Annotated in this window: 29 protein-coding genes and 5 tRNA genes; 30 read left to right on the forward strand and 4 right to left on the reverse strand. The window is 62.3% G+C overall.

What is annotated here, in order from left to right:
* Positions 1–7: 7 nt before the first annotated feature.
* A complete protein-coding gene (locus tag GJ695_RS10190; protein ID WP_154364344.1) occupies positions 8–964 on the forward strand; it encodes a 23S rRNA (adenine(2030)-N(6))-methyltransferase RlmJ in 957 nt (318 codons plus the stop codon).
* A 43-nt stretch (positions 965–1007) separates the two neighbouring features.
* Positions 1008–2276, forward strand: a complete 1269-nt coding sequence (locus GJ695_RS10195) for an EAL and HDOD domain-containing protein (protein ID WP_154364347.1) — start codon at positions 1008–1010, stop codon at positions 2274–2276.
* A 92-nt stretch (positions 2277–2368) separates the two neighbouring features.
* Here the strand turns inward: GJ695_RS10195 and GJ695_RS10200 are convergent, their stop codons facing one another.
* The 3 genes from GJ695_RS10200 to GJ695_RS10210 are packed head-to-tail and all read right to left on the reverse strand — an operon-like array spanning position 2369 to position 4940.
* The gene (locus GJ695_RS10200) at positions 2369–3622 is read right to left on the reverse strand and encodes a lipoprotein-releasing ABC transporter permease subunit (RefSeq protein ID WP_154364349.1); all 1254 of its coding nucleotides are present in this window, start codon (positions 3620–3622) and stop codon (positions 2369–2371) included.
* The gene (locus GJ695_RS10205; RefSeq protein ID WP_154364352.1) at positions 3622–4347 is read right to left on the reverse strand and encodes an SAM-dependent methyltransferase; all 726 of its coding nucleotides are present in this window, start codon (positions 4345–4347) and stop codon (positions 3622–3624) included. Before GJ695_RS10205 ends, GJ695_RS10200 begins: the two co-directional genes overlap by 1 nt.
* The gene (locus GJ695_RS10210; RefSeq protein ID WP_154364355.1) at positions 4344–4940 is read right to left on the reverse strand and encodes a Maf-like protein; all 597 of its coding nucleotides are present in this window, start codon (positions 4938–4940) and stop codon (positions 4344–4346) included. Before GJ695_RS10210 ends, GJ695_RS10205 begins: the two co-directional genes overlap by 4 nt.
* A 148-nt stretch (positions 4941–5088) precedes the next feature.
* Between GJ695_RS10210 and GJ695_RS10215 the strand changes: the two genes are divergently transcribed.
* From GJ695_RS10215 to GJ695_RS10350, 28 genes are all read left to right on the forward strand, one after another.
* Positions 5089–5586, forward strand: coding sequence for a YceD family protein (locus GJ695_RS10215; protein ID WP_154364357.1), 498 nt, complete (start codon positions 5089–5091; stop codon positions 5584–5586).
* A 208-nt stretch (positions 5587–5794) separates the two neighbouring features.
* Entirely contained in the window at positions 5795–5977 is a 183-nt protein-coding gene (rpmF, locus tag GJ695_RS10220) for a 50S ribosomal protein L32 (RefSeq protein ID WP_072783806.1), read from the forward strand.
* A 146-nt stretch (positions 5978–6123) separates the two neighbouring features.
* Positions 6124–7185: a phosphate acyltransferase PlsX gene (gene plsX / locus GJ695_RS10225; protein ID WP_154364360.1), complete on the forward strand. Its 1062-nt coding sequence runs from the start codon at positions 6124–6126 to the stop codon at positions 7183–7185.
* Positions 7186–7201: 16 nt separating this feature from the next.
* Positions 7202–8185, forward strand: coding sequence for a beta-ketoacyl-ACP synthase III (locus tag GJ695_RS10230; RefSeq protein ID WP_154364363.1), 984 nt, complete (start codon positions 7202–7204; stop codon positions 8183–8185).
* Positions 8186–8285: 100 nt separating this feature from the next.
* Positions 8286–9221: an ACP S-malonyltransferase gene (gene fabD / locus GJ695_RS10235; protein ID WP_154364366.1), complete on the forward strand. Its 936-nt coding sequence runs from the start codon at positions 8286–8288 to the stop codon at positions 9219–9221.
* A gap of 48 nt (positions 9222–9269) precedes the next feature.
* Positions 9270–10016, forward strand: coding sequence for a 3-oxoacyl-ACP reductase FabG (gene fabG, locus GJ695_RS10240; RefSeq protein WP_154364368.1), 747 nt, complete (start codon positions 9270–9272; stop codon positions 10014–10016).
* 143 nt (positions 10017–10159) lie between these two features.
* Positions 10160–10399, forward strand: coding sequence for an acyl carrier protein (gene acpP / locus GJ695_RS10245; protein WP_055936274.1), 240 nt, complete (start codon positions 10160–10162; stop codon positions 10397–10399).
* 30 nt (positions 10400–10429) lie between these two features.
* Entirely contained in the window at positions 10430–11677 is a 1248-nt protein-coding gene (fabF, locus tag GJ695_RS10250; RefSeq protein ID WP_154364370.1) for a beta-ketoacyl-ACP synthase II, read from the forward strand.
* Positions 11678–11842: 165 nt separating this feature from the next.
* On the forward strand, positions 11843–12271 hold the full coding sequence (locus GJ695_RS10255; protein WP_154364372.1) for a protein YgfX: 429 nt from the start codon (positions 11843–11845) through the stop codon (positions 12269–12271).
* A gap of 77 nt (positions 12272–12348) precedes the next feature.
* A complete protein-coding gene (rpoE, locus tag GJ695_RS10260) occupies positions 12349–12951 on the forward strand; it encodes an RNA polymerase sigma factor RpoE (RefSeq protein WP_166455253.1) in 603 nt (200 codons plus the stop codon).
* Positions 12952–12999: 48 nt separating this feature from the next.
* On the forward strand, positions 13000–13290 hold the full coding sequence (locus GJ695_RS10265) for a sigma-E factor negative regulatory protein (RefSeq protein WP_154364374.1): 291 nt from the start codon (positions 13000–13002) through the stop codon (positions 13288–13290).
* Between the two features lie 221 nt (positions 13291–13511).
* Complete coding sequence (locus tag GJ695_RS10270; RefSeq protein ID WP_154364576.1) at positions 13512–14930, forward strand: DegQ family serine endoprotease; 1419 nt, start codon at positions 13512–13514, stop codon at positions 14928–14930.
* A 38-nt stretch (positions 14931–14968) separates the two neighbouring features.
* Entirely contained in the window at positions 14969–15217 is a 249-nt protein-coding gene (locus tag GJ695_RS10275; RefSeq protein ID WP_154357243.1) for a glutaredoxin family protein, read from the forward strand.
* A gap of 178 nt (positions 15218–15395) precedes the next feature.
* On the forward strand, positions 15396–17189 hold the full coding sequence (lepA, locus tag GJ695_RS10280; RefSeq protein ID WP_154364376.1) for a translation elongation factor 4: 1794 nt from the start codon (positions 15396–15398) through the stop codon (positions 17187–17189).
* Complete coding sequence (gene lepB / locus GJ695_RS10285; protein WP_154364378.1) at positions 17186–18103, forward strand: signal peptidase I; 918 nt, start codon at positions 17186–17188, stop codon at positions 18101–18103. Before lepA ends, lepB begins: the two co-directional genes overlap by 4 nt.
* A 38-nt stretch (positions 18104–18141) precedes the next feature.
* Complete coding sequence (locus GJ695_RS10290) at positions 18142–18516, forward strand: DUF4845 domain-containing protein (RefSeq protein ID WP_154364380.1); 375 nt, start codon at positions 18142–18144, stop codon at positions 18514–18516.
* Between the two features lie 14 nt (positions 18517–18530).
* The gene (gene rnc / locus GJ695_RS10295) at positions 18531–19325 is read left to right on the forward strand and encodes a ribonuclease III (protein ID WP_154364382.1); all 795 of its coding nucleotides are present in this window, start codon (positions 18531–18533) and stop codon (positions 19323–19325) included.
* A gap of 12 nt (positions 19326–19337) precedes the next feature.
* Entirely contained in the window at positions 19338–20243 is a 906-nt protein-coding gene (gene era, locus GJ695_RS10300; protein ID WP_154357238.1) for a GTPase Era, read from the forward strand.
* Positions 20244–20255: 12 nt separating this feature from the next.
* Complete coding sequence (gene recO / locus GJ695_RS10305) at positions 20256–21101, forward strand: DNA repair protein RecO (protein ID WP_154364385.1); 846 nt, start codon at positions 20256–20258, stop codon at positions 21099–21101.
* An 11-nt stretch (positions 21102–21112) separates the two neighbouring features.
* Positions 21113–21874, forward strand: a complete 762-nt coding sequence (gene pdxJ, locus GJ695_RS10310) for a pyridoxine 5'-phosphate synthase (protein WP_154364387.1) — start codon at positions 21113–21115, stop codon at positions 21872–21874.
* Entirely contained in the window at positions 21871–22266 is a 396-nt protein-coding gene (acpS, locus tag GJ695_RS10315) for a holo-ACP synthase (protein WP_166455251.1), read from the forward strand. The genes pdxJ and acpS overlap by 4 nt, the downstream gene beginning before the upstream one ends.
* On the forward strand, positions 22263–24116 hold the full coding sequence (gene uvrC, locus GJ695_RS10320; RefSeq protein WP_166455250.1) for an excinuclease ABC subunit UvrC: 1854 nt from the start codon (positions 22263–22265) through the stop codon (positions 24114–24116). The genes acpS and uvrC overlap by 4 nt, the downstream gene beginning before the upstream one ends.
* A gap of 97 nt (positions 24117–24213) precedes the next feature.
* A complete protein-coding gene (pgsA, locus tag GJ695_RS10325; protein ID WP_154364389.1) occupies positions 24214–24795 on the forward strand; it encodes a CDP-diacylglycerol--glycerol-3-phosphate 3-phosphatidyltransferase in 582 nt (193 codons plus the stop codon).
* A gap of 86 nt (positions 24796–24881) precedes the next feature.
* Positions 24882–24957: transfer RNA gene (locus tag GJ695_RS10330), tRNA-Gly, on the forward strand.
* 70 nt (positions 24958–25027) lie between these two features.
* A tRNA-Gly gene (locus GJ695_RS10335) sits at positions 25028–25103 on the forward strand.
* 44 nt (positions 25104–25147) lie between these two features.
* Positions 25148–25223 (forward strand) — tRNA-Gly (locus GJ695_RS10340).
* Positions 25224–25277: 54 nt separating this feature from the next.
* A tRNA-Cys gene (locus tag GJ695_RS10345) sits at positions 25278–25351 on the forward strand.
* Positions 25352–25363: 12 nt separating this feature from the next.
* Positions 25364–25439: transfer RNA gene (locus GJ695_RS10350), tRNA-Gly, on the forward strand.
* A gap of 49 nt (positions 25440–25488) precedes the next feature.
* Here the strand turns inward: GJ695_RS10350 and GJ695_RS10355 are convergent.
* Positions 25489–26889 (reverse strand): aminotransferase-like domain-containing protein, encoded by a 1401-nt coding sequence (locus tag GJ695_RS10355; protein ID WP_154364391.1) that lies wholly within the window; start codon positions 26887–26889, stop codon positions 25489–25491.
* Between the last annotated feature and the right edge of the window lie 11 nt (positions 26890–26900).

Genomic DNA, 26900 nt, shown 5'->3' on the forward strand with positions numbered 1-26900 from the left:
CCAGCTTATGTTCTCTTACCGCCACGCCTTCCATGCGGGTAACCACGCCGACGTGCTGAAGCACTTCATCACCATCCAGTTGCTCCAGTACCTGAACCAGAAGGACACGGCGTACAGCTACATCGACACGCACTCGGGCGCCGGCGTCTACGAGCTGGACGGCGCGTTCGCGTCCAAGAACGCCGAATACGACACCGGCATCGGCCCGCTGTGGAACCTGACCGACATGCCGGCGCCGATCAAGGAATACGTCGACCTGATCCGCGCCATGAACCCGAGCGGCAAGATGCGCTACTACCCTGGTTCGCCGTACATCGCCGACCAGGTGGCGCGCGAGCAGGACCGCCTGCGCCTGTTCGAACTGCATCCGGCCGATTCCAAGCTGCTGGCCGATAACTTCCGCAAGCTGGAAGAGCACGCGGCGGCGCAGGGCATCCGCCCGACCGTGCGCGGCAAGCGCGTGCTGGTCACCCGTGGCGACGGCTTCGCGTCGCTGAAGGCGCTGCTGCCGCCGCCGTCGCGCCGCGCGCTGGTGCTGATCGACCCGCCGTATGAAGACAAGCAGGACTACAAAAAGACCAAGGACGTGCTGGCCGAAGCGCTGGGCCGCTTCCCGACCGGCACCTATGCCGTGTGGTATCCGCTGCTGCAACGCATGGAATCGCGCCAGTTCGCCGACAAGCTGAAGCAGCTGCCGGCCGCCGAATGGCTGAACGTGGTGCTGACCACCAAGAAGCCGACGCCGGACGGCTTCGGTCTGCACAGCAGCGGCATGTTCATCCTGAATCCGCCGTACACGCTGGAACCGATGTTGAAGGAAGTGATGCCGTGGCTGGTGAAGGCGCTGGGCAAGGACAGCGGCGCCCGCTTCACGCTGGAGAAGGGCACGCAGGCGACGGGTACGCGCAACAATAGCGAGCGCCGCCCCCCTGTCCGTCAGAAAAACATTGTCAAGAGTTCATAAACTGGCGTAGGCTGGTGACAAGCAGATCGAATGGGAGTGTCCCATGATGATAGCCTCGTCACCGGCGCCATCCAAGTTAGCAGATAATTTCTTCCTTGCGCGCCAGCCCATCCTCAACCGGGGACAGCGGCTGGTAGCGTATGAATTGCTGTTCCGCGGCGCCGCTGCCTACAACGGCGCGCAGGTCACCGACGATGCGGAAGCGACCGCCACCGTCATCGCCAACGCCGCCGAGCTGGGCCTGGGGCAGGTGGTGGGCGACCAGATGGCCTTCGTCAACGTCGACGCGGTGGGCCTGATGAGCGATTTCATCCGCTTCCTGCCCAACGACAAAGTCATCCTCGAAATCCTCGAAACCGTCAAAGCCACGCCGGAAGTGCTGGCGCGCGTGCGCGAGCTCAAGCAGGCCGGCTTCAAGTTCGCGCTGGACGATGTGATCGGTCAGACCGACGACGTGCAGAAGCTGATGCCGCTGTGCGATGTGATCAAGGTCGACATCAAGGACATGCAGCCCGGCACCTTGCCGGCGCTGGCGCGGGTGCTGAAGACGCCGGGGCAGAAGCTGCTGGCGGAAAAGGTCGAGACCATCGAGGAGTTCCAGGAGTGCATGGAACTGGGCTTTGAGTATTTCCAGGGCTATTATTTTGCGCGGCCGGTGATCTTGAGCGGCAAGAAGATCTCGCCGTCGCAATTGAGCGTGCTGCATCTGCTGGAACTGCTGGACCGCGATGCCAGCAGCCAGGAAGTCGAGCGCAGCGTCAAGCACGATGCGCTGATCACGCTGAACCTGCTGCGGCTGGTGAACACGCCGGCGGTGGGCGCGCGGCAGCGTATCAACTCGGTTGGGCATGCGCTGATGGTGCTGGGACGGCGCCAGTTGCGGCGCTGGCTGCAGATCCTGTTGTATGTGAAGAATGGCGGCACGCAGGAATTCACCTCGCCGCTGCTGCAACTGGCCACCACGCGCGGCAAGACCATGGAATTGATGGTGGAGCACCGCAAGCCGGGGCAGCGTGTGAGTGCCGACATCGGCTTCACAGTGGGCGTGATGTCGCTGATGGATACCTTATTCTCGATCCACATGCGCGACGTGCTGGAAAGCGTCAACGTGCTGGACGACGTGCGCGCCGCGCTGCTGCACCGCTCCGGCGACTATGGTGCCATGCTCAGCCTGATCGAACACATCGAGCGTGGCCACGACGGCCGCGAGCTGGCGCAGATGCTGCACCAGCTCGACCTGCGACCGGCCGAACTGTACAACATCCAGCTCTCCGCAATCGAATGGGTGACCGAATACACCCGTAACATCTAATCCGGGGTCAGGTCCCCCATTTCTACACGAGCTCTGCCGTGGCGGCCGCCACGGCAGAGCTCGTGTAGAAATGGGGGACCTGACCCCGGAGTTTATTCGTAGCGCAGGGCTTCGGCGGGATTGGTGCGGGTGGCCCACCAGCTTGGGTACAGCGTGGACAGGAAGGACAGCGCCACCGCCACGCCCACCACGCCTGTCACGTCGCTCCACAGCAGCTGCGACGGCACCGAGTTGATGAAGTAGATGTTCTTGTCGAGGAGCTGCACGCCCAGCAGGTGCTCGATGCCGCTGGCGATGTCCGGCAGATTCCAGGCGATCAGCACGCCCAGCGTGGTGCCGGCCAGTACGCCCATCAAGCCTGACAGCAGGCCCTGCACCATGAAGATCTTCATGATCGACGACGGCCGCGCGCCCAGCGTGCGCAGGATGGCGATGTCGGCGCGCTTGTCGGTCACCGACATCACCAACATGGCCACCACGTTGAAGGCGGCCACCGCCACGATCAGCGTCAGGATGATGAACATCATGTGCTTCTGGCTCTGTACGGCGGCGAACCACGTTGAATTGCGCTGGGTCCAGTCGCGCACCAGATAGTCGCCGTTGAGGCTGTTCTTCAGCGCCTGGGCGACTTGCGGCGCCTGGTTGGCGTCGGCGATGCGCAGGCGCAGGCCGATCGGGGCGTCGACGTGCAGCAGTTCTTCGGCGTCCTGCATGTGGATGAAGGCCATGCCGGAGTCAAACTCGAAATGACCCACCTCGAACGTGCCGGCCACGGTGAAGCGGCGCGTCTGCGGCATGACGTTGTTCAGCGACGATTGCTGCGACGGCATCGCCAGGATGACGTGGTCGCCGGCCTTGACGTGCAGCGCCTTGGCCAGTTCGGCGCCGAGCACGATCTGCCAGGCGCCGGGTTTCAGCATGTCGAGCGCGGCGGCGTTTTTGCCTTTCATGAAGTCGGCCACCTTGGCTTCCTGCTCCGGCAGGATGCCGCGCAGCAGCGCCGGCTTCATCGTGTCTTCCTGCAGCAGCATGCCGGGCACTTCGGCAAAGGGCGCGGCGGCTTGCACTGCCGGATTGCGTTCGGCGTCGCGCGCTGTGGCTTGCCAGTCCCGCATCAGGCCGCGCGCATCGAATACTTCGATGTGGGACAGCACCGAGATCATGCGCGCGCCAACGTCGCGCTCGAAGCCGTTCATCACCGACAGCACGACGATCAGCGCCGCCACGCCCAGGCCGACGCCGGCGATCGACACCAGCGACATGAAGGAAATGAAGCTGTTGCGGCCGCTGCGGCGGCCGGCGCGCAGGTAGCGCACGCCAATCAGCCATTCATAGGGCGACGTCATTATTGGCCCAGCAGCAGGAACACGGTCGGCTTCTTGTGGAAGTCCGGCGCCGGCGCGGTTTTCCACTGCGCGGCCGTCATCGTGCGGATGGTTTCGGTTGGCAGGCTGAGGTCGGTCGCCACGCACAGCAGCGTGCCCGGCGCGCAGGCGGCGATCAGCGCTTCCAGCATGGCGGCGTTGCGGTACGGCGTTTCGATGAACAGCTGCGTTTGCTTTTCCTTGCGCGAGCGCAGTTCCAGTTCCTTGATGCGCTTGTCGCGCTGCGCCGCATCGGTCGGCAGGTAGCCGTTGAAGGCGAAGCTCTGGCCATTCAGGCCGCTCGCCATGACGGCCAGCAGCAGCGACGACGGCCCGACCAGCGGCCGCACCGGAATCTTGTGCTGGTGCGCCAGGCGCACCAGGTCGGCGCCGGGATCGGCTACCGCCGGCACGCCGGCTTCCGACACCAGGCCGCCGTCCTGGCCGGCCAGCAGCGGCGCCAGCAGGTCGGCCAGCGCGGCGGCCGGGGTGTTGACGTTCAGTTCGGCGATTTTGATTTCCTGCATCGGCTTGCACAGCGGGTGCTGGGCGCCGACCAGTTTCAGGAAGGCGCGCGCGGTCTTGGCGTTTTCCGCCACGAAGTAGTCCAGCTGCGAGGTGATGCGCTGGACCTGTTCAGGCAGCACATAGTCGAGGCCTTCGGTCTCGCCCAGGGTGTTCGGAATTAAGAAGAGGGTGCCGGTCATTGTTTATTTTGAAAGAAGGTGACGCCAATGTTGCGCAGCATGCCTGTCAGCGCGATTAATGGCAAGCCGGTGAGGGCGGTCGGGTCGCTGCTGTCGATGCGTTCCAGGATGGCGATGCCCAAGGCTTCGTTCTTGGCGCTGCCGGCGCAGTCGTAGGGCTGTTCGATGCGCAGGTAGGCGTCCAGCTCGGCATCCGGCAGGTCGCGGAACTTGACCACGGTCTGGATGTCTTCGACCTGGGCGGTGCCGTCGCGGCCGTCCCACACGCACAGCGCGGTGTGAAAGATGACTTCACGGCCGCGCATTTTCTGCAATTGCGCCAGCGCGTTGGCGTGATTGCCCGGTTTGCCGATCTGTTCATCATCCAGCGTGGCGACCTGGTCGGAGCCGATGACGATGGCGCCCGGCATCCTGGCGGCCACGGCGGCGGCCTTTTCGCGCGCCAGACGCAGGGCGGTGGCGCTGGGCGTTTCGCCGGCCAGCGGCGTTTCGTCGATGTCCGGAATGGCCACCTCGAACGGCAGTTGTAGGCGTGATAATAATTCTTTTCGGTAGGCCGAGCTGGAAGCCAGTACGAGTAAACTTGATGTCATGAGGGGAATGTTATATGCTCTGTCGCCGGCGATATGACGGTGATATGAGTTACGGCCAGCGACAAAAATGTCGCAAAAAATCGCTAAGGCTTTGACTTGATGTCGAAAACCCTGCTATTATCGCAGGTTTTCCGGGGAATTTTCTGTAATGAATGCTTTTGTGATCGACACCTTTGAATTTTGTCGGATCAACGGTAAGCAGGAAGGCGTGACGCCTGTCGCTGAAATGACCCGTCTGGCCAAGGAGTGCGCGGACGCCTCCGGCGAGATCGCCTGGAAAGTCGCAGGAAGCACCAGCAAGATGGGCTTTCCGCAAATGACGCTGTCGGTCAACGGCACCGTGCAGCTGGTCTGCCAGCGCTGCCTGCAGCCTTACGCTCACCACCTCGCTTCGACGACGGTGCTGATGCTGGGTAAGGACGATGAACAGGCGGACGAAATTGAAGAGATAATTGCTGACGAATCGATCGACGTGATCGTCGGCAGCCGCAGTATGGAGTTGATGTACCTGGTGGAAGACGAAGCGCTGCTGGCCCTGCCGCACACGCCGAAACACGATGTCTGCCCCGACTCAGCCCTGCTGGACAAGGCAAAAAGCGAGAAGATCTCGCCATTCGACGCTCTGAAGAGCCTCAAATCCGAATAAGTAGTTAGAAGTTGATTCAAAATGGTCGCAGCGAGGCAACGAAGCTGCGGCCTTTTGAAGCGACTTCGTAGTAAAGAACGTGTCAATGCGCGGCGAGTACATCGAGTCTTGGCAAGTTAGCAGTGCAAAGTAGTAGGGCTCGATTCGCATGTTTTATGCCGGTCGATTGTGTTAGAATTTTAGAACTTATGTATTAGGAGTCATTAACATGGCAGTTCAACAGAACAAAAAATCCCCATCGAAGCGCGGTATGCACCGTTCGCACGATTTCCTGGTTGCTCCACAACTGGCAATCGAGCCAACCACCGGTGAAACCCACCTGCGTCACCACATCAGTCCTAACGGCTTCTACCGTGGTCGCAAAGTCCTGAAAACCAAAAACGACGAGTAATTGTCGCTTTTGCTGGACACAGAAACAGGCGGTGCTGACTTGTGTAGCATCGCTTTTTCTTTTTTAATCGGCTGCAATTTGGTTTTGCATACCGTCATGTTCCAACGCGGATTCCGGATGTTGCGGTTCTGCCGCTTGCCATAACAATGACAATCAAAATTTCTATCGACTGCATGGGTGGCGATCATGGCCCCTCAGTCACTATTCCCGCAGCTGTTTCCTTCGTTAAACGTGAGCCTGATGCCGAGCTGATCCTTGTCGGTCTCGAAGACGTCATCCGCGCCGAACTGAAGAAACACCATGCCGACGCGCATCCGCGTCTGAGCGTGGTCCACGCCTCCGAACAAGTCACCATGGACGATCCGCTCGAAGTGGCCCTGCGCCGCAAGAAGGATTCGTCGATGCGCGTCGCCATCGAGCAAGTCAAGGACGGCAAGGCGCAAGCCTCCGTCTCGGCCGGCAACACCGGCGCGCTGATGGCCGTCGCCCGCTACGTGCTGAAAACCATGAGCGGCGTCGACCGCCCGGCGATTTGCAGCATCATGCCGAATCAAAAAGGCGGCCCGACCTATATGCTGGACCTGGGCGCCAACGTCGACTGCGAACCGCACCACCTGCACCAGTTCGCCATCATGGGTTCGGTGCTGGTGTCGTCGATGGAGAACATCGCGCGCCCGACCATCGGCCTGCTGAACGTCGGCACCGAGGACATCAAGGGCAACGACGTGGTCAAGGCCACCAGCAAGCTGCTGCAAGCCGATCATGAGCGCGGCGCGCTGAACTTCTTCGGCAACGTCGAGGGCAACGACATTTTCAAGGGCACCACCGACCTGGTGGTGTGCGACGGCTTTACCGGCAACGTCACGCTGAAGGCAGTGGAGGGCGTGGCCCGCTTCTTTGCCGATACCGTCAAATCGGAATTCACCCGCAACCCGCTGACCATGCTGAGCGCACTGATCGGCCGCGGCGCCCTGAACAACATCAAAAAACGCCTGTCGCCATCGCGCTACAACGGCGCCAGCCTGCTGGGCCTGCGCGGCCTGGTGTTCAAGAGCCATGGCGGCGCCGACGCATATTCCTTTGAATGGGCGATCAAGCGGGCGTATGATGCTGCAAAAAATGACGTGTTGCCGCACATTTCGACCCTGATCGCCGAGCTGATGCCGCGTAACACCGAAACACCGGAAGTACCAAGCTCAACTATTTAGTGGACGGTAAAACGGCATGACCTTGTATAGCAAAATTATCGGCACCGGCAGCTATCTGCCGGAAAAGCGCGTGACCAACCAGGAGCTGGCTGATCAACTCGCTGCCAAAAACATCGAGACGTCGGACGAGTGGATTGTCAGCCGCAGCGGCATCGCGGCGCGCCACTTCGCCGCACCGGACCAGAACTCGTCCGACCTGGCCGTCATCGCCGCCAGGAACGCGCTGGACATGGCGGGCCTGCAGCCCAACGATATCGACCTGATCATCGTTGCCAGCTCGACCCCGGATTTCTTCGGCAGCTTCCCCAGCACCGCCTGCGTCGTGCAGCGCAAGCTGGGCATCACCAACCACGGCGCCGCCGTCGACGTGCAGGCCGTCTGCAGCGGCTTCGTCTACGCGCTGTCGACCGCCGACGCCTTCATCCGCGCCGGCGTGCACAAGAACGTGCTGGTGATCGGCGCCGAAGTGTTCTCCCGCATCCTTGATTTCAACGACCGCACCACCTGCGTGCTGTTCGGCGACGGCGCCGGCGCCGTGGTGCTGACCGCCTCGCAAGAGCCGGGCATCCTGGCCACCGCGCTGCACGCTGATGGCAGCCATGGCGACATCCTGTGCATGCCGAATTCCTTCGGCGGCGCGATTGCCGGCGAAGCCTATCTGTACATGGACGGCCCGGCGGTGTTCAAGCTGGCCGTGTCGGTACTGGCCAAGGTGGCCGACGAGGCGCTGGAAAAGGCCGGCATGCAGCCGGAGCAGATCGACTGGCTGATTCCGCACCAGGCCAACCTGCGCATCATGAGCAGCACCGCCAAGAAGCTGGGCCTGCCGATGGAAAAGATGGTCGTCACCGTCGACCAGCACGGCAATACCTCGGCCGCATCGATTCCGCTGGCGCTCGACGCCGCCGTGCGCGATGGCCGCGTCAAGCCGGGCCACAACATCATGCTCGAAGGCGTGGGCGGCGGCTTTACCTGGGGCGCGGTGCTGGCTCGTTTTTAAGCTGAATTAGAATTAGAGTTCTAACGGACTCAACAGTAGCAGTGCTGTCATGATTGCATGATAGCTTTGCTGCCAATAATAAAAGAGATGGATGGAAGTCATGACTAAATTTGCTTTTGTATTCCCAGGCCAGGGCTCGCAGGCGATTGCGATGCTGGACGGCTTTGCCGGCAATCCGGTGGTTGCGCAGACCGTCGCTGAAGCGTCGGAAGCGCTTGGTTTCGACCTCGGCAAGCTGATCGCCGAAGGTCCGAAGGAAGAGCTGGACCTGACCACCAACACCCAGCCGGTGATGCTGACCGCTGCCGTGGCAACCTACCGCGCGTGGATCGCCGCCGGCGGCGCCGTGCCGTCGGTCGTGGCCGGCCACAGCCTGGGCGAATACTCGGCGCTGGTCGCCGCTGGCGTGATCTCGTTCAAGGACGCCGTGCCGATGGTGCGTTTCCGTGCGCAAGCGATGCAAGAGGCTGTGCCGGTCGGCCAGGGCACCATGGCTGTGGTGCTGGGCCTGTCGGATGACGACGTGCGCGCCGCCTGCGCCGAAGCCGCCGCTGGCGGTGGCGTGGTGGAAGCCGTCAACTTCAACGCGCCGGCGCAAGTGGTGATCGCCGGCGACACCGCCGCAGTCGAACGCGCCTGCGACATTGCCAAGGGCAAGGGCGCCAAGCGCGCCATGAAACTGCCGGTGTCGGCGCCGTTCCACTCGTCGCTGCTGAAGCCGGCGTCGGACCGCCTGCGCGACTACCTGGCCAACATCACGTTCTCGGCGCCGCAGATCCAGCTGATCAACAACGTCGACGTGGCCGTGCTGAACGATCCGGCCGCGATCAAGGATGCGCTGGTGCGCCAGGCCGCCGCGCCGGTGCGCTGGGTGGAAACCGTGCAGAAGATCGCCGCCGACGGCATCACCAAGGTGGTGGAGTGCGGTCCGGGCAAGGTGCTGATGGGTTTGACCAAGCGCATCGACGCCAACCTGATGGGCGACGCCATTTACGATCAGGCTACCTTGGAACGCGTATTGAGCGAGCTCAAATAAGCGTTTGCGGTTTCAGGCACACTCCGTATTTACTGTAGAAGGATTTACATGACTTTAGCAAATCAAGTCGCCCTGGTAACGGGCGCATCGCGCGGCATCGGCAAGGCCATTGCTCAAGAGCTGGCGCGTCAGGGTGCGCGCGTGGTCGGCACCGCCACCACCGAAGCCGGCGCGGAAGCCATTTCCGCCTACCTGGCTGAAATCGGCGCCGAGGCAGGCAAGGGCATGGTGCTCAACGTCACCAACGCCGAAGCCTGCGCCGCCGTCATCGACGACATCAGCAAAACCTGGGGCGCGGTTGGCATCCTGGTCAACAACGCCGGCATCACCCAGGACAACCTGGCGATGCGCATGAAGGACGAAGAGTGGGACAGTGTCATCGCCACCAACCTGAGCTCGGTTGGCCGCCTGTCGCGCGCCGTGCTGCGCGGCATGATGAAGGCCAGGAACGGCCGCATCATCAACATCACTTCGGTGGTGGCCTCGTCCGGCAATCCGGGCCAGATGAACTACGCCGCCGCCAAGGCTGGCGTGGAAGGCATGACGCGCGCGCTGGCGCGTGAAATCGGCAGCCGCAACATCACCGTCAACAGCGTGGCGCCGGGCTTTATCGATACCGACATGACCAAGGCGCTGGGCGAAGAACAGCACGCCGCCTTGCTGACGCAGATTCCGCTGGCGCGCCTCGGCAAGCCAGAGGACATCGCCGCGGCGGTCGCCTTCCTGGCGTCGCCGCAAGCCGCTTATATTACCGGCACCACCCTCCACGTGAATGGCGGTATGTATATGAACTGATGCGGAACGGCATAAAAATAAAGCCGTTTCAAATCTTTTAGCAGTGATTTCGGAATATTTAGCAGCAGACACCGAAATTAGTTTTTCAGTGCGCAAACCTGATAAAATGCGCGCTTTCCGTAACAAACAAATGGAGCCATAACATGTCGGATATCGAACAACGCGTTAAGAAAATCGTCGCTGAACAACTGGGCGTCGCCGAAGCAGACATCAAAACCGAATCGTCGTTCGTTGACGATCTGGGCGCTGACTCGCTGGACACCGTCGAGCTGGTGATGGCCCTGGAAGACGAGTTCGAAATGGAAATCCCTGACGAACAAGCAGAAAAAATCACCACCGTGCAGCAAGCGATCGACTACGCTACCGCGCACGTCAAGGCGTAATTTCTGCCCGATCGACTTTAGGAGAATCGCTTGAGAGGTTCTAAAAACCGTCGTGTTGTCATTACCGGCCTGGGCGCCGTCACTCCGATCGGCAATAACATCGCCGATTCGTGGGCAGCGGCCACCGAGGGCAAATCCGGTATTGCCACCATCACCAAGTTTGACGCAACAGCTTTCAGCACCCGTTTTGCCGGTGAAGTCAAAGGCTTCAATATCGAGGACTATATCTCCGCGAAAGAAGCCCGCCACATGGATACCTTCATCCATTACGGCATGGCGGCCGGCATTCAAGCTGTGCAAGACTCCGGCGTGGTTGTCACCGAAGAAAACGCCGACCGTATCGGCGTGATCGTCGGTTCCGGCATCGGCGGCCTGCCGATGATCGAAGAGCAGAAGGAAGACTACGACAAGCGCGGTCCGCGCCGTATCTCGCCGTTCTTCGTGCCGGCATCGATCATTAACATGATCTCGGGCAACCTGTCGATCAAGTACGGCATGCGTGGTCCTAACCTGTCGATCGTGACGGCTTGCACCACCGGCCTGCATTGCATCGGCGCTGCCGCGCGCATGATTGAGTACGGCGATGCCGACGTCATGGTGGCCGGCGGTGCTGAATCGACCGTGTCGCCACTGGGTCTGGGCGGTTTCGCCTCGGCCAAGGCGCTGTCGTCCCGTAACGACGATCCGGCGACCGCTTCCCGTCCATGGGATGCGGACCGCGACGGCTTCGTGCTGGGCGAAGGTGCGGGTGTGATGGTGCTCGAAGAGTACGAACACGCCAAGGCGCGCGGCGCCAAGATCTATGCGGAAGTGCTCGGCTTTGGCATGAGCGCCGATGCGTATCACATGACCTCGCCTCTGGAAGATGGCAGCGGCGGCAGCAAGTCGGCGCAAGCCGCGCTGGCCGACGCCGGTATCAATCCGGACCAGGTGCAGTATGTGAACGCGCACGGCACCTCGACGCCGCAAGGCGACGTGGCGGAAGTGCAGGGCATCAAGCGCACGTTCGGCGACCACGCCAAAAAGCTGGTGGTCAATTCGACCAAGTCGATGACCGGCCACTTGCTGGGCGGCGCGGGCGGCCTGGAGTCGGTGTTTACGGTATTGGCGCTGCACCACCAGGTGTCGCCGCCGACCATCAACATCTTCAACCAGGACCCGGCTTGCGACCTGGACTTCGTTGCCAATACGGCGCGCGACATGAAGATCGATTACGCGTTGAAAAACTCGTTCGGCTTCGGCGGCACCAACGGCTCGCTGGTCTTCGGTAAAGTGTAAAAAAGTTTGAACCAATTCTCGTCTTGTCCTGTCCAAACAGGGTGAGCGAGAATTCGGCGCCGGCACTCGCCGGCGCCTGAATTGCCCGGCCTCGCGCCGGCGCTTCCAGGCAGTATCCCCCATTTTTATTCATGTGTTTGTTGTGCTGCCGTCATGTCGATTGCGGTGTCTGTCATCGTTCGCCCCTCGTTCGGCCTGCGTGTTGCGCATGCCGGCGTGTGCTGTTGCGTGATGGCGTCCGCCGCCGTGTGCCCTGGCGTGGTGGCGCCTCTGTTGTGTCTGCTGGCCGGCGCGCTGGCGTGGCTGGGCGGCCGCCCGCCAGCTATTGCACGCCAGCTTGATATATCCGGTGTCGGCCAGGTGCGGCTGGCGGTATACCAGCACAACACGGGTGCGCATCAGGGCTGTGCGTTGCGCCTGCTGGGCGGCTCGACTTTATGGCCGCGCCTGCTCTTGCTGCGGCTGTGCGACGCCGGCGGCAAGGTGCGGGTGCTGGCGGTGCTGCCGGACAGCGTGACGCCCGTCGAGTGGCGTGCTGTGGCGCTGGCCTGCCGCGCGGCTGCGCGCAGCGAAATAAACACGCCGGCAGTGTGAACTTCTTGCAGCGGGCTAACTCTATAGCATATGGCTATACGAATCGGCTGCGCTGTGGGCCACCGAGGAATGCAGGAGTGACGACAGAACGTGAGTGCGACCAATTGCTGGTCGAGCGGGTCCGCGATGGCGATAAGCAGGCGTTTGATTTGCTGGTGGCGAAGTACCAACGCCGGCTGATGCGTCTGCTGTCGCGCATCGTGCACGACCCGGCCGAGGCGGAGGACGTGGTGCAGGAAACCTTTATCAAGGCGTATCGGGCGTTGCGGCATTTCCGCGGCGACTCGGCGTTCTACACCTGGCTGTACCGCATCGGCATCAACACCGCCAAAAACTTTCTGGCGACGCAGGGACGACGCATGCCCACGTCCACCGACGCCGATAGCGAACAAGCTGAAGGATTTAACGATGGCGAGCATTTGCGCGACATCAATACGCCAGAGTCCATGCTGGCCAGCAAACAGATCGCCCAGACCGTCAACGCGGCCATGGACGCCTTGCCGGTGGACCTGCGTACCGCGATCGCGCTGCGCGAGATCGAGGGACTGAGCTACGAGGAGATTTCCGACATCATGGCCTGTCCCATCGGAACCGTGCGCAGCCGCATCTTCCGCGCCCGCGAAGTCATCGCCGAAAAATTGAAGCCTTTACTGGACATGCCGGTTGACAAGCGCTGGTAAGGCAGGAATGATGGATGACATTCGGCAACTTGAGATGGCGGGATACCAATGGACACCGACAAAAAACTGCGTGAACATATCTCGGCACTGGCGGACGGCGCCTTGCCCGACAGCGAGCGCGAACTGGCCATGGCCGCGCTCGACACGGGCAACGGGCGGGCCGCCTGGCGCGCCTACCACCTGATCGGCGACGTGCTGCGCAGCACGCCCGGCGGCGACCTCAGCGACGGTTTCGGCGCGGCCCTGGCCGCGCGTCTGGCGGCCGAGCCGGCGCATGCCCCGGTTGCGGCGCAAGCGCCGGCGCTTGAAGATCAGCCGGCCGCCATCATTTTCCCCTAAGCACATACCCTTATAATTATTCCGGGCATACGGTATAGCGACATTTCGCTTACCATGTGCTAGCCTCACGTCGCGCGCCTGCCACATCGCTGCGACGGGCAGGGCGCTTGCATCCCGAACTTTAAAGAAGAGACCGATACTCCATGAAAAATAACTTCTCTGCTGGTCGTAAAACGTTGTCCGCGCTGGTTCTCGGCGCAAGCTTCTGGGTGTCCATGGGCATGTCGCCCGCGATGGCGGCCTCGCCGGTCACCGGCGCCGTCATCGGCCTGCCGGACTTTGCCGACCTGGTCGACCAGGTTGGTCCGGCGGTGGTCAATATCCGCACCACCGAGCGGCCGAAACAAGGCAAGGGCGGCGCCAACGGCCTGCCTGGCGATGAAGACATGCAGGAACTGCTGCGCCGCTTCTTCGGCGGCGGCCTGCCGCCGGGCGCGGTGCCGAACGGCCGTTCGCCGCGCCGCCAGACGCCATCCGACGAGCCGGTGCAGCGCGGCGTCGGTTCCGGCTTCATCCTGTCGGCCGACGGCTATGTGATGACCAACGCCCACGTGGTGGACGGCGCCGACGAAGTGTTCGTCACGCTGACCGACAAGCGCGAATTCAAGGCCAAGGTGTTGGGCGCCGACGCCAGCACCGACGTGGCGGTGCTGAAGATCGAGGGCGACAAGCTGCCGTTCCTGGTGATGGGCAACTCGGACAAGATCCGCGCCGGCGAGTGGGTCATCGCCATCGGCTCGCCGTTCAACCTGGAAAACACCGTCACCGCCGGCATTATCTCGGCCAAGGCGCGTGATACCGGCGAGTATCTGCCGCTGATCCAGTCGGATGTGGCGGTCAATCCGGGCAACTCGGGTGGCCCGCTGATCAATATGCGCGGCGAGGTGATCGGGATTAACTCGCAGATCGCCACCCTGTCGGGCGGCTCGAACGGTATTTCGTTCGCGGTGCCGATCAACGAGGCGATCCGCGTGTCCGAGCAGCTGAAGAAAAACGGCAAGGTCACGCGCGGCCGCATCGGCGTGCAGATCGGCGAAGTCAGCAAGGAAGTGGCGGAGTCGCTGGGCCTGAAGAGCGCGCAGGGCGCCGAAGTGGCGCTGGTGGAGCCGGGCGGTCCTGCCGACAAGGCCGGCATCAAGGCGGGCGATATCATCCTGAAGTTCAACGGCGTGGATGTGAACCGTTCGTCCGATCTGCCGCGTCTGGTGGGCGATACTGCGCTGGAAAGCAAGGCGTCGGTGACCGTGTGGCGCAAGGGCGCCGAGCTGACGCTGCCGGTCACGGTGGCCGAGCTGGACGCCGACAAGACCGCCAAGGCCGGCAAAGGCAAGGGCGCCAAGCCGGCGCCGGAAGCCGCCAAGGCCAACGCGCTGGGCTTGAAGGTGGTCGACCTGACCGATGCGCAGAAGAAGGAGCTGGGCGTCGATGGCGGCGTGCTGGTTGATTCGGTGGAAGGTGTGGCGGCCAATGCCCAGCTGGAAGAGGGCGATGTGCTGTTGCAGCTGAATAACATCGAGATCAGGAACGTCAAGCAGTTCAACGCCGCGGTGGCCAAGCTCGATCCGAAGAAAGCGTCGGTGGTGCTGGTGTTCCGTGACGGTTCGACCCGCTTCATTTCGCTGCGTCCAACCGCGAAGTAAGGAGCAGGCCCTCCGGCTGTGGCCGGAGGGCGCAACGCATGCATTTCACCCTCTATTCCCGCAGCTATTGCCACCTGTGCCAGGACATGCTGGACGCGCTGCTGCTTCTGCAAACGCCGCAGCGGCCGTTCACCGTGGACGTGATCGACATCGACGAGGCCGGTGATCCGGCCTTGCTGGCCCGTTACGACGAGCTGGTGCCGGTGCTGTTCGCCGACCTGGCCCAGCCTGAGCTCTGCCACTACTTCCTGGACGAAAGCAAAGTCCGGGAAGTGTTAAAAGACTAAGCTTTTGCATTTCTCGCTGCATAAGTCGGCCTTTCCACTCTGAAATCCGGTAAAATGCCGGGGGTAGAAAATGTCTTCAAGGCGCTCATCAGGGCAACTGCCCCGCTCGGAGCGCTTTTTTTGTATTGCGCGCACCTTTGCGCCCCGTCGTGTCAAACCCGTTTTTGAATATTTGTTAATGAACAACATACGCAACTTCTCCATCATCGCCCACATCGACCACGGCAAATCGACGCTGGCCGACCGCATCATTCAGCTGTGCGGCGGCTTGTCCGACCGCGAGATGGAGGCGCAAGTGCTCGATTCGATGGATCTGGAGCGCGAGCGCGGCATTACGATCAAAGCGCAAACCGCCGCCCTGCAGTACAAGGCCCGCGACGGCGTGGTCTACAACCTGAACCTGATCGACACCCCCGGCCACGTCGACTTCTCGTATGAAGTGTCGCGCTCGCTGTCGGCGTGCGAAGGCGCGCTGCTGGTGGTCGACGCCTCGCAAGGCGTGGAAGCCCAGACCGTGGCCAACTGCTACACCGCGCTCGACCTGGGTGTGGAAGTGGTGCCGGTGCTGAACAAGATCGACCTGCCGAACGCCGATCCGCCCACCGCGATCGCCGAAATCGAAGACGTGATCGGCATCGAAGCCGGCGACGCCGTCCAGTGCTCGGCCAAGACCGGCCTGGGCGTGGAAGACGTGCTGGAATCGATCATCGCCAAGGTGCCGCCACCGAAGGGCGACCCGACCGCGCCGCTGCAGGCGCTGATCGTCGACTCCTGGTACGACGCCTACGTCGGCGTGGTGATGCTGGTGCGCGTGGTCAACGGCACGCTGAAACCGAAAGAAAAAATCAAGCTGATGGCGACCGATTCGCTGCAGTTGGTGGAAGACGTCGGCATTTTCTCGCCACGCTCGTTCTCGCTGCCGCAGCTGTCGGCCGGCCAGGTGGGCTTCGTCATCGCCGGCATCAAGGAGCTGAAGGCCGCCAAGGTGGGCGACACCATCACCCACGCGGTGCATGGCGCGGCCGCGCCGCTGCCGGGCTTCAAGGAAGTGCAGCCGCAGGTGTTCGCCGGCCTGTTCCCGGTCGAGGCCAACCAGTACGACGCGCTGCGCGACTCGCTGGAAAAACTGAAACTGAACGACGCCGCCCTGATGTACGAGCCGGAAGTGTCGCAGGCGCTGGGCTTCGGCTTCCGCTGCGGCTTCCTGGGCCTGCTGCACATGGAGATCGTGCAGGAACGTCTCGAGCGCGAGTTCGACATGGACCTGATCACCACCGCGCCGACCGTGGTGTACGAAGTCGAGATGCGCGATGGTTCCATCGTCAAGGTGGACAACCCGTCGCGCATGCCGGAAAACACCAAGATCAACGAGATCCGCGAACCGATCGTGACCGTCAACCTGTACATGCCGCAAGAGTATGTCGGTTCGGTGATCACCCTGTGTATCGGCAAGCGCGGCGTGCAGATGGACATGAGCTACCACGGCCGCCAGGTCAAGCTGGTCTACGAAATGCCGATGGGCGAGATCGTGCTGGACTTCTTCGACAAGCTGAAGTCGACCTCGCGCGGCTACGCCTCGATGGACTACGAGTTCAAGGAATACCGCGCCTCCGACGTGGTCAAGGTCGACATGCTGATCAACGGCGAGAAGGTCGACGCGCTGGCGATCATCGTCCACCGCTCCAACTCGGCCTACCGCGGCCGCCAGGTGGCGGCGAAAATGCGCGAACTGATCCCACGCCAGATGTTCGACGTGGCGATCCAGGCCGCCATCGGCGTCAACGTGATTTCGCGTGAAAACGTCAAGGCGCTGCGCAAAAACGTGCTGGCCAAGTGCTACGGCGGTGACGTCAGCCGTAAGAAGAAACTGTTGGAAAAGCAAAAAGCCGGTAAAAAACGCATGAAGCAAGTGGGCTCGGTCGAGATTCCACAAGAAGCATTCCTGGCAATCTTACAAGTGGACGATAAATGAGCCTGCAAGTCATCTTAGGGAACTTTGCATTAATCCTGTTCGTGCTGATGGTGATCACCGGCGTGATCTGGTGTCTCGACGTGTTTTACCTGGCCAAGCAGCGCCGTGCCGCCGCCAACCGCGCGCTGGCCGAGTACGACGCCCGCAACGCCCGCCTGACCGCCGACGGCATCCAGGCCGACAACAGCGGCAACCGCGCCCAGTTGGAAGCCGGCATCCTGCGCCAGCCGACCTGGATCGAGTATTCGGGCAGCTTCTTCCCGGTGATCGCGCTGGTGTTCGTGCTGCGTTCCTTCCTGTACGAACCGTTCAAGATTCCGTCGTCGTCGATGGTGCCGACGCTGCTGGTGGGCGATCTGATCCTGGTGAACAAGTTCACCTACGGCATCCGCCTGCCGGTGCTGAACAAGAAGGTCATCCAGATCAACGACCCGCAGCGCGGCGACGTGATGGTGTTCAAATATCCGATGGACATGAGCCAGGATTACATCAAACGCGTGATCGGCGTGCCGGGTGATAAAATCACGTATGAAAACAAGCGCTTAACCGTCAATGGCGTGGAAGTGAAGTACACCCCGCTGGACGATTACCTGGAAGACGAGAAGCTGGTCTACAACAAGCAGTTCGAGGAAAACCTGAGCGGCGTCAGCCATCGTATCCTGAACAACGCTGCCGCGCCGACCTACAATCGCGACAACGTGCTGCAGTTCCCGAACAGCGAGGCGTGCACCTACCGCTATGAAGGGTTCACCTGCACGGTTCCGGCAGGCAACTATTTCATGATGGGCGACAACCGCGACAACAGCGCGGACAGCCGCTACTGGGGCTTTGTGCCGGACAAGAATATTGTTGGTAAAGCATTCTTTGTCTGGATGAATCTGGGTAACCTGCGCCGTATCGGCAGCATCCATTGATGTGCAACGCGCGGCACAGCGGCTCGAAAGGGACTAAGATGCAACAACGGCAGAGTGGCATTTCGCTGGTCGGACTGATTTGTGTGTTGGCTGTGCTCGGGTTTTTCGTGCTGCTGGCGCTGAAGATCGTGCCGACCTACGCCGAATACCGCGCGATCAAGAACGCCATCGTCACGGCCAAGGCCACTGGCGGCGGCGTGGCCGAGATCCAGCGCTCGTTTGACGCCAGCGTCGCGGCCGGCTACATCGATTCGATCAGCAGCCGCGACCTGATCATCGAAAAAGTGAACGGCGAAACTGAAATCAGCTTCGCCTACGAGAAGAAAATCCCGCTGGTCGGACCGGCCAGTTTGCTGCTTGAATATGAAGGCACCACCGACAAGGCTGGCGCCAAACCCGCGAAAACCGAATAAAGAACCGATCACCCATGAATCTCCAGTTATTGCAAACGCGTTTAGGCTATACGTTCCAGGATGCTGGCCTGTTGCAGCAAGCCTTGACGCACCGTAGCCACAGCAGTCTGCATAACGAACGGCTGGAGTTCCTGGGCGACTCGATCCTGAACTGCGTGGTGGCCTCGATCCTGTACGAGCGCTACATCGACATCGACGAGGGCGATCTGTCGCGCCTGCGCGCCAACCTGGTCAAGCAGCAGTCGCTGTACGAGATCGCGCAGAAGCTGGAACTGTCCAACTTCCTGCGTCTGGGCGAGGGCGAACTGAAATCCGGCGGCTTCCGCCGGCCGTCGATCCTGGCCGATACGCTCGAAGCGCTGCTCGGCGCCATCTTCCTCGACGGCGGCTTCGAACCGGCGCGCGCGGCGATCCGCTCGTTCTACATCCCTATCCTCGACACGGTCGATCCGCAGACGCTGGGCAAGGATGCCAAGACGCTGCTGCAGGAATTCCTGCAAGGCAAGAAAATCTCGCTGCCGCTGTACAACGTGATCGCCACCCACGGCGCCGCGCACAGCCAGGAATTCGAGATTGAATGCCTGGTGCCGAAACTGGGCATCCAGGTCTTCGGCCGTGGCGGCAGCCGCCGCGCCGGCGAACAGGCGGCCGCCAAGCTGGCGTTGGCCGCTGCGGAACAAGCGGCGCAAAAAGCGCCTGCCGCCGCCCGCAAGTCCAAGCCGCGCGCCGCCCAGCTCAAGCTGGCCGGCATCGCCACCGTGCAGAGCAGCGACGCACCGTCGCCGCCTGCCAAGGCAGCCAACAAGTAAAAGAGAAATACCATGACGACCGAAACGACCTCCGCCAGCAACTTCCGTTGCGGCTACATCGCCATTGTGGGCCGCCCGAACGTGGGCAAGTCCACGCTGATGAATACGCTGATTGGCGCCAAGGTCAGCATCACCTCGCGCAAGGCGCAGACCACGCGCCACCGCATCACCGGCATCCAGACCTATGACGACGCGCAGTTCATCTACGTCGATACGCCGGGCTTCCAGACCCGCCACGCCAACGCGCTGAACAAGACGCTCAACAAGACCGTCACCAACACCCTGATTTCGTCGGACCTGATCCTGTTCGTCATCGAAGCGGGCACCTTCGGCCCGGCCGACCAGCAGGTGCTGGATCTGCTGCCGACCGAAGTGCCGGTGATCCTGGTGATCAACAAGTCGGACCGCGTCAAGGACAAGGTCGCGCTGATGCCGTTCGCGCAGCAGGTCGCGGCCAAGTTCAACTTCGCCGCCATCGTGCCGGTCTCGGCCAAGCTGCGCTTCCAGCTCGACGGCCTGGAAAAGGAGCTGAAGAAATTCCTGCCGGAGAACGAAGCCATCTTCGGACCGGACGACATCACCGACCGCAGCGAAAAGTTCATGGCGTCGGAAATCGTCCGTGAAAAGCTGTTCCGCTTTGTCGGCGACGAACTGCCGTACACCAGCACCGTGCTGATCGAGAAATTCGAGCAGGAGGGCGACCTGCGCCGCGTGTTTGCCGCCATCCTGGTCGAGCGCGACACGCACAAGTCCATGATCATCGGGAACAAGGGCGCGCGCCTGAAGGAAGTGTCGACGCAAGCGCGCCTGGACATGGAAAAGCTGTTCGGCGGCCCGGTGTACCTGGAAATCTGGGTCAAGGTCAAATCCGGTTGGGCCGACAACGAAGCGGGCCTGCGCGCTTACGGTTACGAGTAATCCATCACCAGCATGTCCACCACGCCAGACGCCACCTTGGACGCACCGCCAGCGGCGGTGACGGCGGAGGCGGACGTGCCTGCCGCGCCGGTCATCACGCCGGCGCCGGCCAAGCGCCCGCGCGCACCGTCGCGCGAACGCACCATCGGCACCAAGGTCGCCGGCCAGCCGGCCTTCGTGCTGCACAGCTATCCCTACAAAGAAACCAGCCTGATCATCGATCTGTTCACGCGTGACTTCGGCCGCGTGGCCTTGATCGCCAAGGGCGCCAAGCGGCCGCATTCGCAGTTGCGCGGCGTGCTGCAAACCTTCCAGCCGCTGTCGTCGAGCTGGGTCGGCAAATCGGAACTGCGCACGCTGACCGAGGCCGAATGGGTGGGCGGCATGCTGCCGCTGGAGAAAACCGCGCTGCTGTGCGGCTTCTACCTGAACGAACTGCTGGTCAAGCTGCTGGCGCGCGATGACGCCCACCCGGCGCTGTTCGACCACTACGTCTCGACGCTGAACCAGCTGGCGCACAACGAACCTGCTTCCATCGTCTTGAGAAAATTCGAACGGGCCCTACTTAAAGAGACGGGCGTTGCCGCCGACCTGACGCGTTGCGTGGAAACGCGCCGCAGCGTGCAGGCCGATGTCACCTATGTGGTCGATCCCGAGCGGGGGCCGCGTCCCGAACGCGCCGCCGATCCGTGGCCGCGCGTGGCCGGCAAGACGTTGCTGGACATGGAATGCGAAAATTATGAAGACGTCGCCACGCAAGCCCAGAGCAAGCAGCTGATGCGCTTCCTGGTCGCGCACCACCTGAATGGCGCGCCGTTGAACACCCGCCAGATCCTCGTGGATCTGTCCCAGTTATAAGAGAAAAAACAATGAGCTTCCTGCAACCATCCGGCACCATCATCGACCTCGGCGTGAACATCGACCACGTGGCCACCCTGCGCAACGCGCGCGGCACCAAGTATCCGGACCCGATCCGCGCGGCGCTGCTGGCCGAGCAGGCCGGCGCCGACTGCATCACGCTGCACCTGCGCGAAGACCGCCGTCACATCAAGGACGCCGACGTCATCGCGCTGGCGCCGCAGCTGATCACCCGCATGAACCTGGAAGCCGCCGTGACGCAGGAAATGATCGACTTCGCCTGCAGGATCAAGCCGGCCGACGTCTGCCTGGTGCCGGAAAAACGTACCGAAGTCACCACCGAAGGCGGCCTCGATGTCGCCGGCAACTACAACGCCGTCGAGCGCGCCGTGAAGCAGTTGCAGGCTGAAGGCATCCGCGTCAGCCTGTTCATCGACGCCGAAGAAGCGCAGATGGACGCCACCGCCGCCCTCGGCGCACCGGTGATCGAACTGCACACCGGCCGCTACGCCGACACCGAAGGCGCCGAGCAGGCCGCAGAGCTGGAACGCATCCATCGCGGCGTGCTGTATGGCGTCGGCAAAGGCCTGAAGGTCAACGCCGGCCACGGCCTGCACTACACCAACGTGCAGGCGATCGCCGCGATTCCTGAGATTGCCGAGTTGAATATCGGCCACGCCATCGTCGCCCATTCGGTGTTCGTCGGCTGGGAAAACGCCGTGCGCGAAATGAAGGCCATCATGGTCTCGACCCGCATCGGACGCGCGTCGTGATCTACGGCATCGGCACCGACATCTGCAAGATTCCGCGCATTGAAGCGGCGCTGGCGCGGCACGGCGACCGCTTTGCGAAAAAGATCCTCGGGCCGCAGGAAATGGCAAAATACCTGGCGCGCAAGGCCAAGAACCCGGTGCGCGGCATCCGCTTCGTGGCGACACGCTTCGCCGCCAAGGAAGCCTTCGCCAAGGCCATCGGCCTCGGCATCCGCATGCCGATGACCTGGCCCGCCGCGCAGATGCTCAACCATCCCAGCGGCAAGCCGATGATCGTGTGCAGCGGTGTGCTGAAAGAGTTCATGGACAAGAACAAGCTGACGGCCCAGGTGACCGTCAGCGACGAGGAAGACTACGCGGTCGCCTTCGTCATCGTGGAGCAGGAAAAGTGAGTGAAGAAGTCAGCGATCCGCGCGAAAAAGTATTAGCCACCGTTGCCAAGCTGCCCAACCTGCCGGGCGTGTACCGCTATTTCGACGCCGAGGACAAGGTGCTCTACGTCGGCAAGGCGCGCGACCTGAAGAAGCGCGTGTCGAGCTACTTCCAGAAAAACCTGAGCAGCCCGCGCATCGCCATGATGGTCGAACGTATCGCGCGGCTGGAAACCACCGTCACGCACAGCGAGGCGGAAGCGCTGATCCTTGAGAATAACCTGATCAAGGCGCTCAGCCCGCGCTTCAACATCCTGTTCCGCGACGATAAGTCGTACCCGTACTTGAAGATCACCGGCGGCGATGCTCCGCGCATGGTCTACTATCGCGGCGCGGTGGACAAGAAGAACCAGTATTTCGGCCCGTTCCCCAGCTCGTGGGCGGTCAAGGAATCGATGCAGATTCTGCAGAAGGTGTTCCAGATCCGCACCTGCGAGGAGAGCGTCTACGCCAACCGCACGCGTCCCTGCCTGCTGCACCAGATCGGCCGCTGCAGCGCGCCGTGCGTGGACCTGATCAGCAAGGAAGACTACAAGCTCGACGTCGACAATGCCGCACGCTTCCTGCGCGGCCGCCAGTCCGAGGTGCTGGAAGACCTGGAAAAGAAAATGCACGCCTACGCGGCCGACCTGAAGTTCGAACAGGCGGCGTCGGTGCGCAACCAGATCCAGTCGCTGTCGCGCGTGCTGCACCAGCAGAGCATGGAGACCACCGGCGACGCCGACGTCGACATCATCGCGGTGCTGGTGCAGGGCGGCCGCGCCTGCGTCAACCTGGCCATGGTGCGCGGCGGCCGCCACCTGGGCGACCGCGCCTACTTCCCGACGCACCTCAGCGACGCCGAGGCGATCGCCGAGGAGTCGATCGAAGTCGAGGTGCTGGCCGCCTTCATGGCGCAGCACTACGTCGACAAGTTCATTCCCGGCACGCTGATCCTGAATATCGAATTCAACCACCCGGCGCTGATCCAGGCCTTGCAGGAGCAGTGCGGCCACCGCATCAACCTGATCTTCCAGCCGCAGGACCAGCGCCGCAAATGGCTGGAGCTGGCGCAGAAGGGCGCCGAGATCTCGCTGGCGCGGCTGCTGTCGGAGCAGGGCTCGCAACAGTCGCGCACGCGCGCGCTGGTCGAGGCCTTGCAGCTGGAGCCGGAAGACATCGACGCGTTGCGCATCGAATGCTTCGACATCTCGCACACGCAGGGCGAGGCCACGCAGGCCTCGTGCGTGGTGTTCCATCACCACCAGATGCAGAACGGCGAATACCGCCGCTACAACATCAACGACATCACGCCGGGCGACGATTACGCCGCCATGCGCCAGGTGCTGTTCCGCCGCTACGAGAAGGTCGCCAACGGCGACGGCGTGATGCCGGACGTGGTGCTGATCGACGGCGGCAAGGGCCAGATCGAAATGGCGCGCCAGGTATTTGCCGAGCTGGGGCTGGACATCAGCCTGATCGTCGGCGTCGCCAAAGGGGAAGGGCGGCGCGTCGGCCTGGAGACGCTGATGTTCGTCGACGGCCGGCCGTCGCAGGAACTGGGCAAGGAGTCGGCGGCGCTGATGCTGGTGGCGCTGATCCGCGACGAGGCGCACCGCTTCGCCATCACCGGCATGCGCGCCAAGCGCGCCAAGACGCGCCAGACCTCGCGCCTGGAGGAGATCGAGGGCATCGGCGCCAAGCGCCGGCAACGCCTGCTGGCGCGCTTCGGCGGCCTGCGCGGCGTGGTCGACGCCAGCATCGAGGATCTGAAACAAGTAGAAGGCATTTCCAGCGCGCTGGCGGAAGAAATCTACAAGCAGCTGCATTGACGGGCGCGGCGGTGCAACGGTGCTGGTTTAATGTGCTATGTCAAGGTAGACTAGCGGCGCATTACACAATTTCATGGCCGCACATCACTTTTAGCTTATGCCCTTCAATATTCCGATCCTGTTGACCTGGTTGCGCGTTGCGCTGATCCCGCTGGTGGTGGGTGTCTACTACCTCCCGACCACCATGCTCCCGGTAGCAGATCAGAATCTGGCGGCCACGCTGGTCTTCATCGTGGCCGCCGTCACCGACTGGTTCGACGGCTTCCTGGCCCGGCGCTGGAATCAGACTTCGGCCTTCGGCGCCTTCCTCGATCCGGTGGCGGACAAACTGATGGTGGCCGGCGCCTTGCTGGTGCTGGTGCAGCTGGACCGCGCCAATGCCGTGCTGTCCTTCGTCATCATCGGCCGCGAGATCGCCATTTCGGCGCTGCGCGAGTGGATGGCGCAGATCGGCGCGTCGAAGTCGGTGGCGGTCAGCTCGCTGGGCAAGATCAAGACCACCGCGCAGATGATGGCGATTCCGCTGCTGCTGTTCCATGACGTGCTGTTCGGCGCGGTCGATACGCAGTTCTGGGGCGCGCGCCTGCTGGAGGTGGCGGCGGTGCTGACGGTGTGGTCGATGTTCTACTATCTGCGCCTGGCGTGGCCGCTGATCAAGGAAAAATCGGGTCAACTCTAACCGTATAAACAATATTTTCATTGGGCATTGACAGGCTCTGTAGATCCTCTATAATGCTGGCCTGTTGTTGATGACAACGCAGCAAAGCGGGAGTAGCTCAGTTGGTAGAGCGCAACCTTGCCAAGGTTGAGGTCGAGAGTTCGAGACTCTTCTCCCGCTCCAAACGAAGTCATCAAAAACAAGTAGTACTAGCAAAAACAGCAGTCACCTGCTAATATGCTGGACTCGAAATGCGGGAGTAGCTCAGTTGGTAGAGCGCAACCTTGCCAAGGTTGAGGTCGAGAGTTCGAGACTCTTCTCCCGCTCCAGTTTCTTCGGAAACCGGGTGGCGCAGTAAAAAAAGTAACTCCAAGCGGGAGTAGCTCAGTTGGTAGAGCGCAACCTTGCCAAGGTTGAGGTCGAGAGTTCGAGACTCTTCTCCCGCTCCAGAATTCTGGATCGCAGCGCGTAACCCGCTGCGGTTTTAGTAAAAAGTTTCCTCTGGCGAGGTAGCAAAGCGGTTATGCAGCGGCCTGCAAAGCCGTCTAGGTCGGTTCGACTCCGATCCTCGCCTCCAAAACGACTCCAAGCGGGAGTAGCTCAGTTGGTAGAGCGCAACCTTGCCAAGGTTGAGGTCGAGAGTTCGAGACTCTTCTCCCGCTCCAGTATTGAAGAAGGGCAGCCATGTGGCTGCCCTTTTTGTTTTCCGGCCCGTTACACCACCGCCGTGCTGAACGACTCCGGCCGCCGCGCAAGCAGCTGGGACAGCCGTTGCAGGCCCGCCCGCAAGCGTCCGCGGTCCTTGATGCTTCCCAGGGAGATCCGGATGGCGTTCACCGATCCGCCGCCGGTTGCGAAGGCCTCCGCCGGCGTGACGGCGATGCCCTCGCTGTCGGCCGCACGCGCGAGCTGCGAGGAGTTCCAGTACGCCGGCAATTCGAGCCAGACATGCAGGCCGTCGCCGGCGCCGCTGTAGCGCCCCGCCAGAATATCCCGCGCCATCCGGTGGCGCAGGCGCGCCTCGTTGCGGATGCCGTCCATCAATCCGTCCGCCGAACCGTCGAGTATCCACTGGGTGGCCAGTGCGGCCGTCAACGGCGCGACCATCAGCGCAAAGGATCTGAGCGCGGCCAGGAACCGTTCGCGTTCCTGCGCGTCGCGGATCAGCACGAAGGCGACACGCAGGCCGGGCGTCAGGCATTTTGACAGGGTTGAGATGTAGTACACCTGCTCCGGGGCAAAGGAAGCGATGGGCGGCGGCGGGGCATCGGCCAGCAGCCAGTAGGGATCGTCCTCGACGATGCGTACATTGCAGCGCTGCACGATGCCGGCAAGCTCCTGGCGCCGGCGTGCCGGCATGGTGACGGCGGTCGGATTCTGCAAGGTCGGATTGAGGAACACCAGTCCGGGCTGGTGCAGGCGGCATGCCTGTTCCAGCATCTCGGGCACCATCCCGTGCTTGTCGGCCGCCACCGCGACGAGGTGGCGGCCGAATTGGGCCGCGGCGGCACGCAGGCCGGGATAAGTCGTCGGCTCGGCCAGGATCACATCGCCTGGCTGCGTCAACGCAAGAATCGATGCGGCGATCGCCGCTTGCGCACCCGGACAGACCACCAGCTGCCGCGGGTCCAGATCTCCAAACATCGGCTGCAGCCACCGGGCTCCCGCCTTGCGGTCGGAGTCGCTTCCTCCGGCCAGGTGGTAAGTCATCAGCAATTCAGGATCGGCCCGCATCAGAACTTGAGACAGACCTTGCTTCAACAGGTCATCGAAGTCCACGCCATCCGGCGGCGGCGGCGTATTCATGCTCAGGTCGAGGATCGAGGTCAATTCGACTTTCGGCGCCGCGACGTAGGTGCCGCGCGCGCCGCGGCCCTCCAGCAAGTTGCGGCGTCTGGCTTCGTCGTAGGCGCGCGTGATCGTCGTCAGATCGACCGCCAGCTGCGTGGCCAACTGGCGCTGTGGCGGCAGGCGGTCGCCCGGCTTCAGCGATCCGTCCACCACCGCCGCCTGCAACGCGTCCGCAATCTGCAGGAAACGCGGCCCGCCATGCATGGCCAGTCGCGGCAGCCAGGTTGTCAAATTTTCATCTTGTATGGTTCTCAACTGGGACATTTTGTCTCAAT

The organism is Duganella alba (genome assembly GCF_009674495.1).
Classification (GTDB): domain Bacteria; phylum Pseudomonadota; class Gammaproteobacteria; order Burkholderiales; family Burkholderiaceae_D; genus Rugamonas; species Rugamonas alba.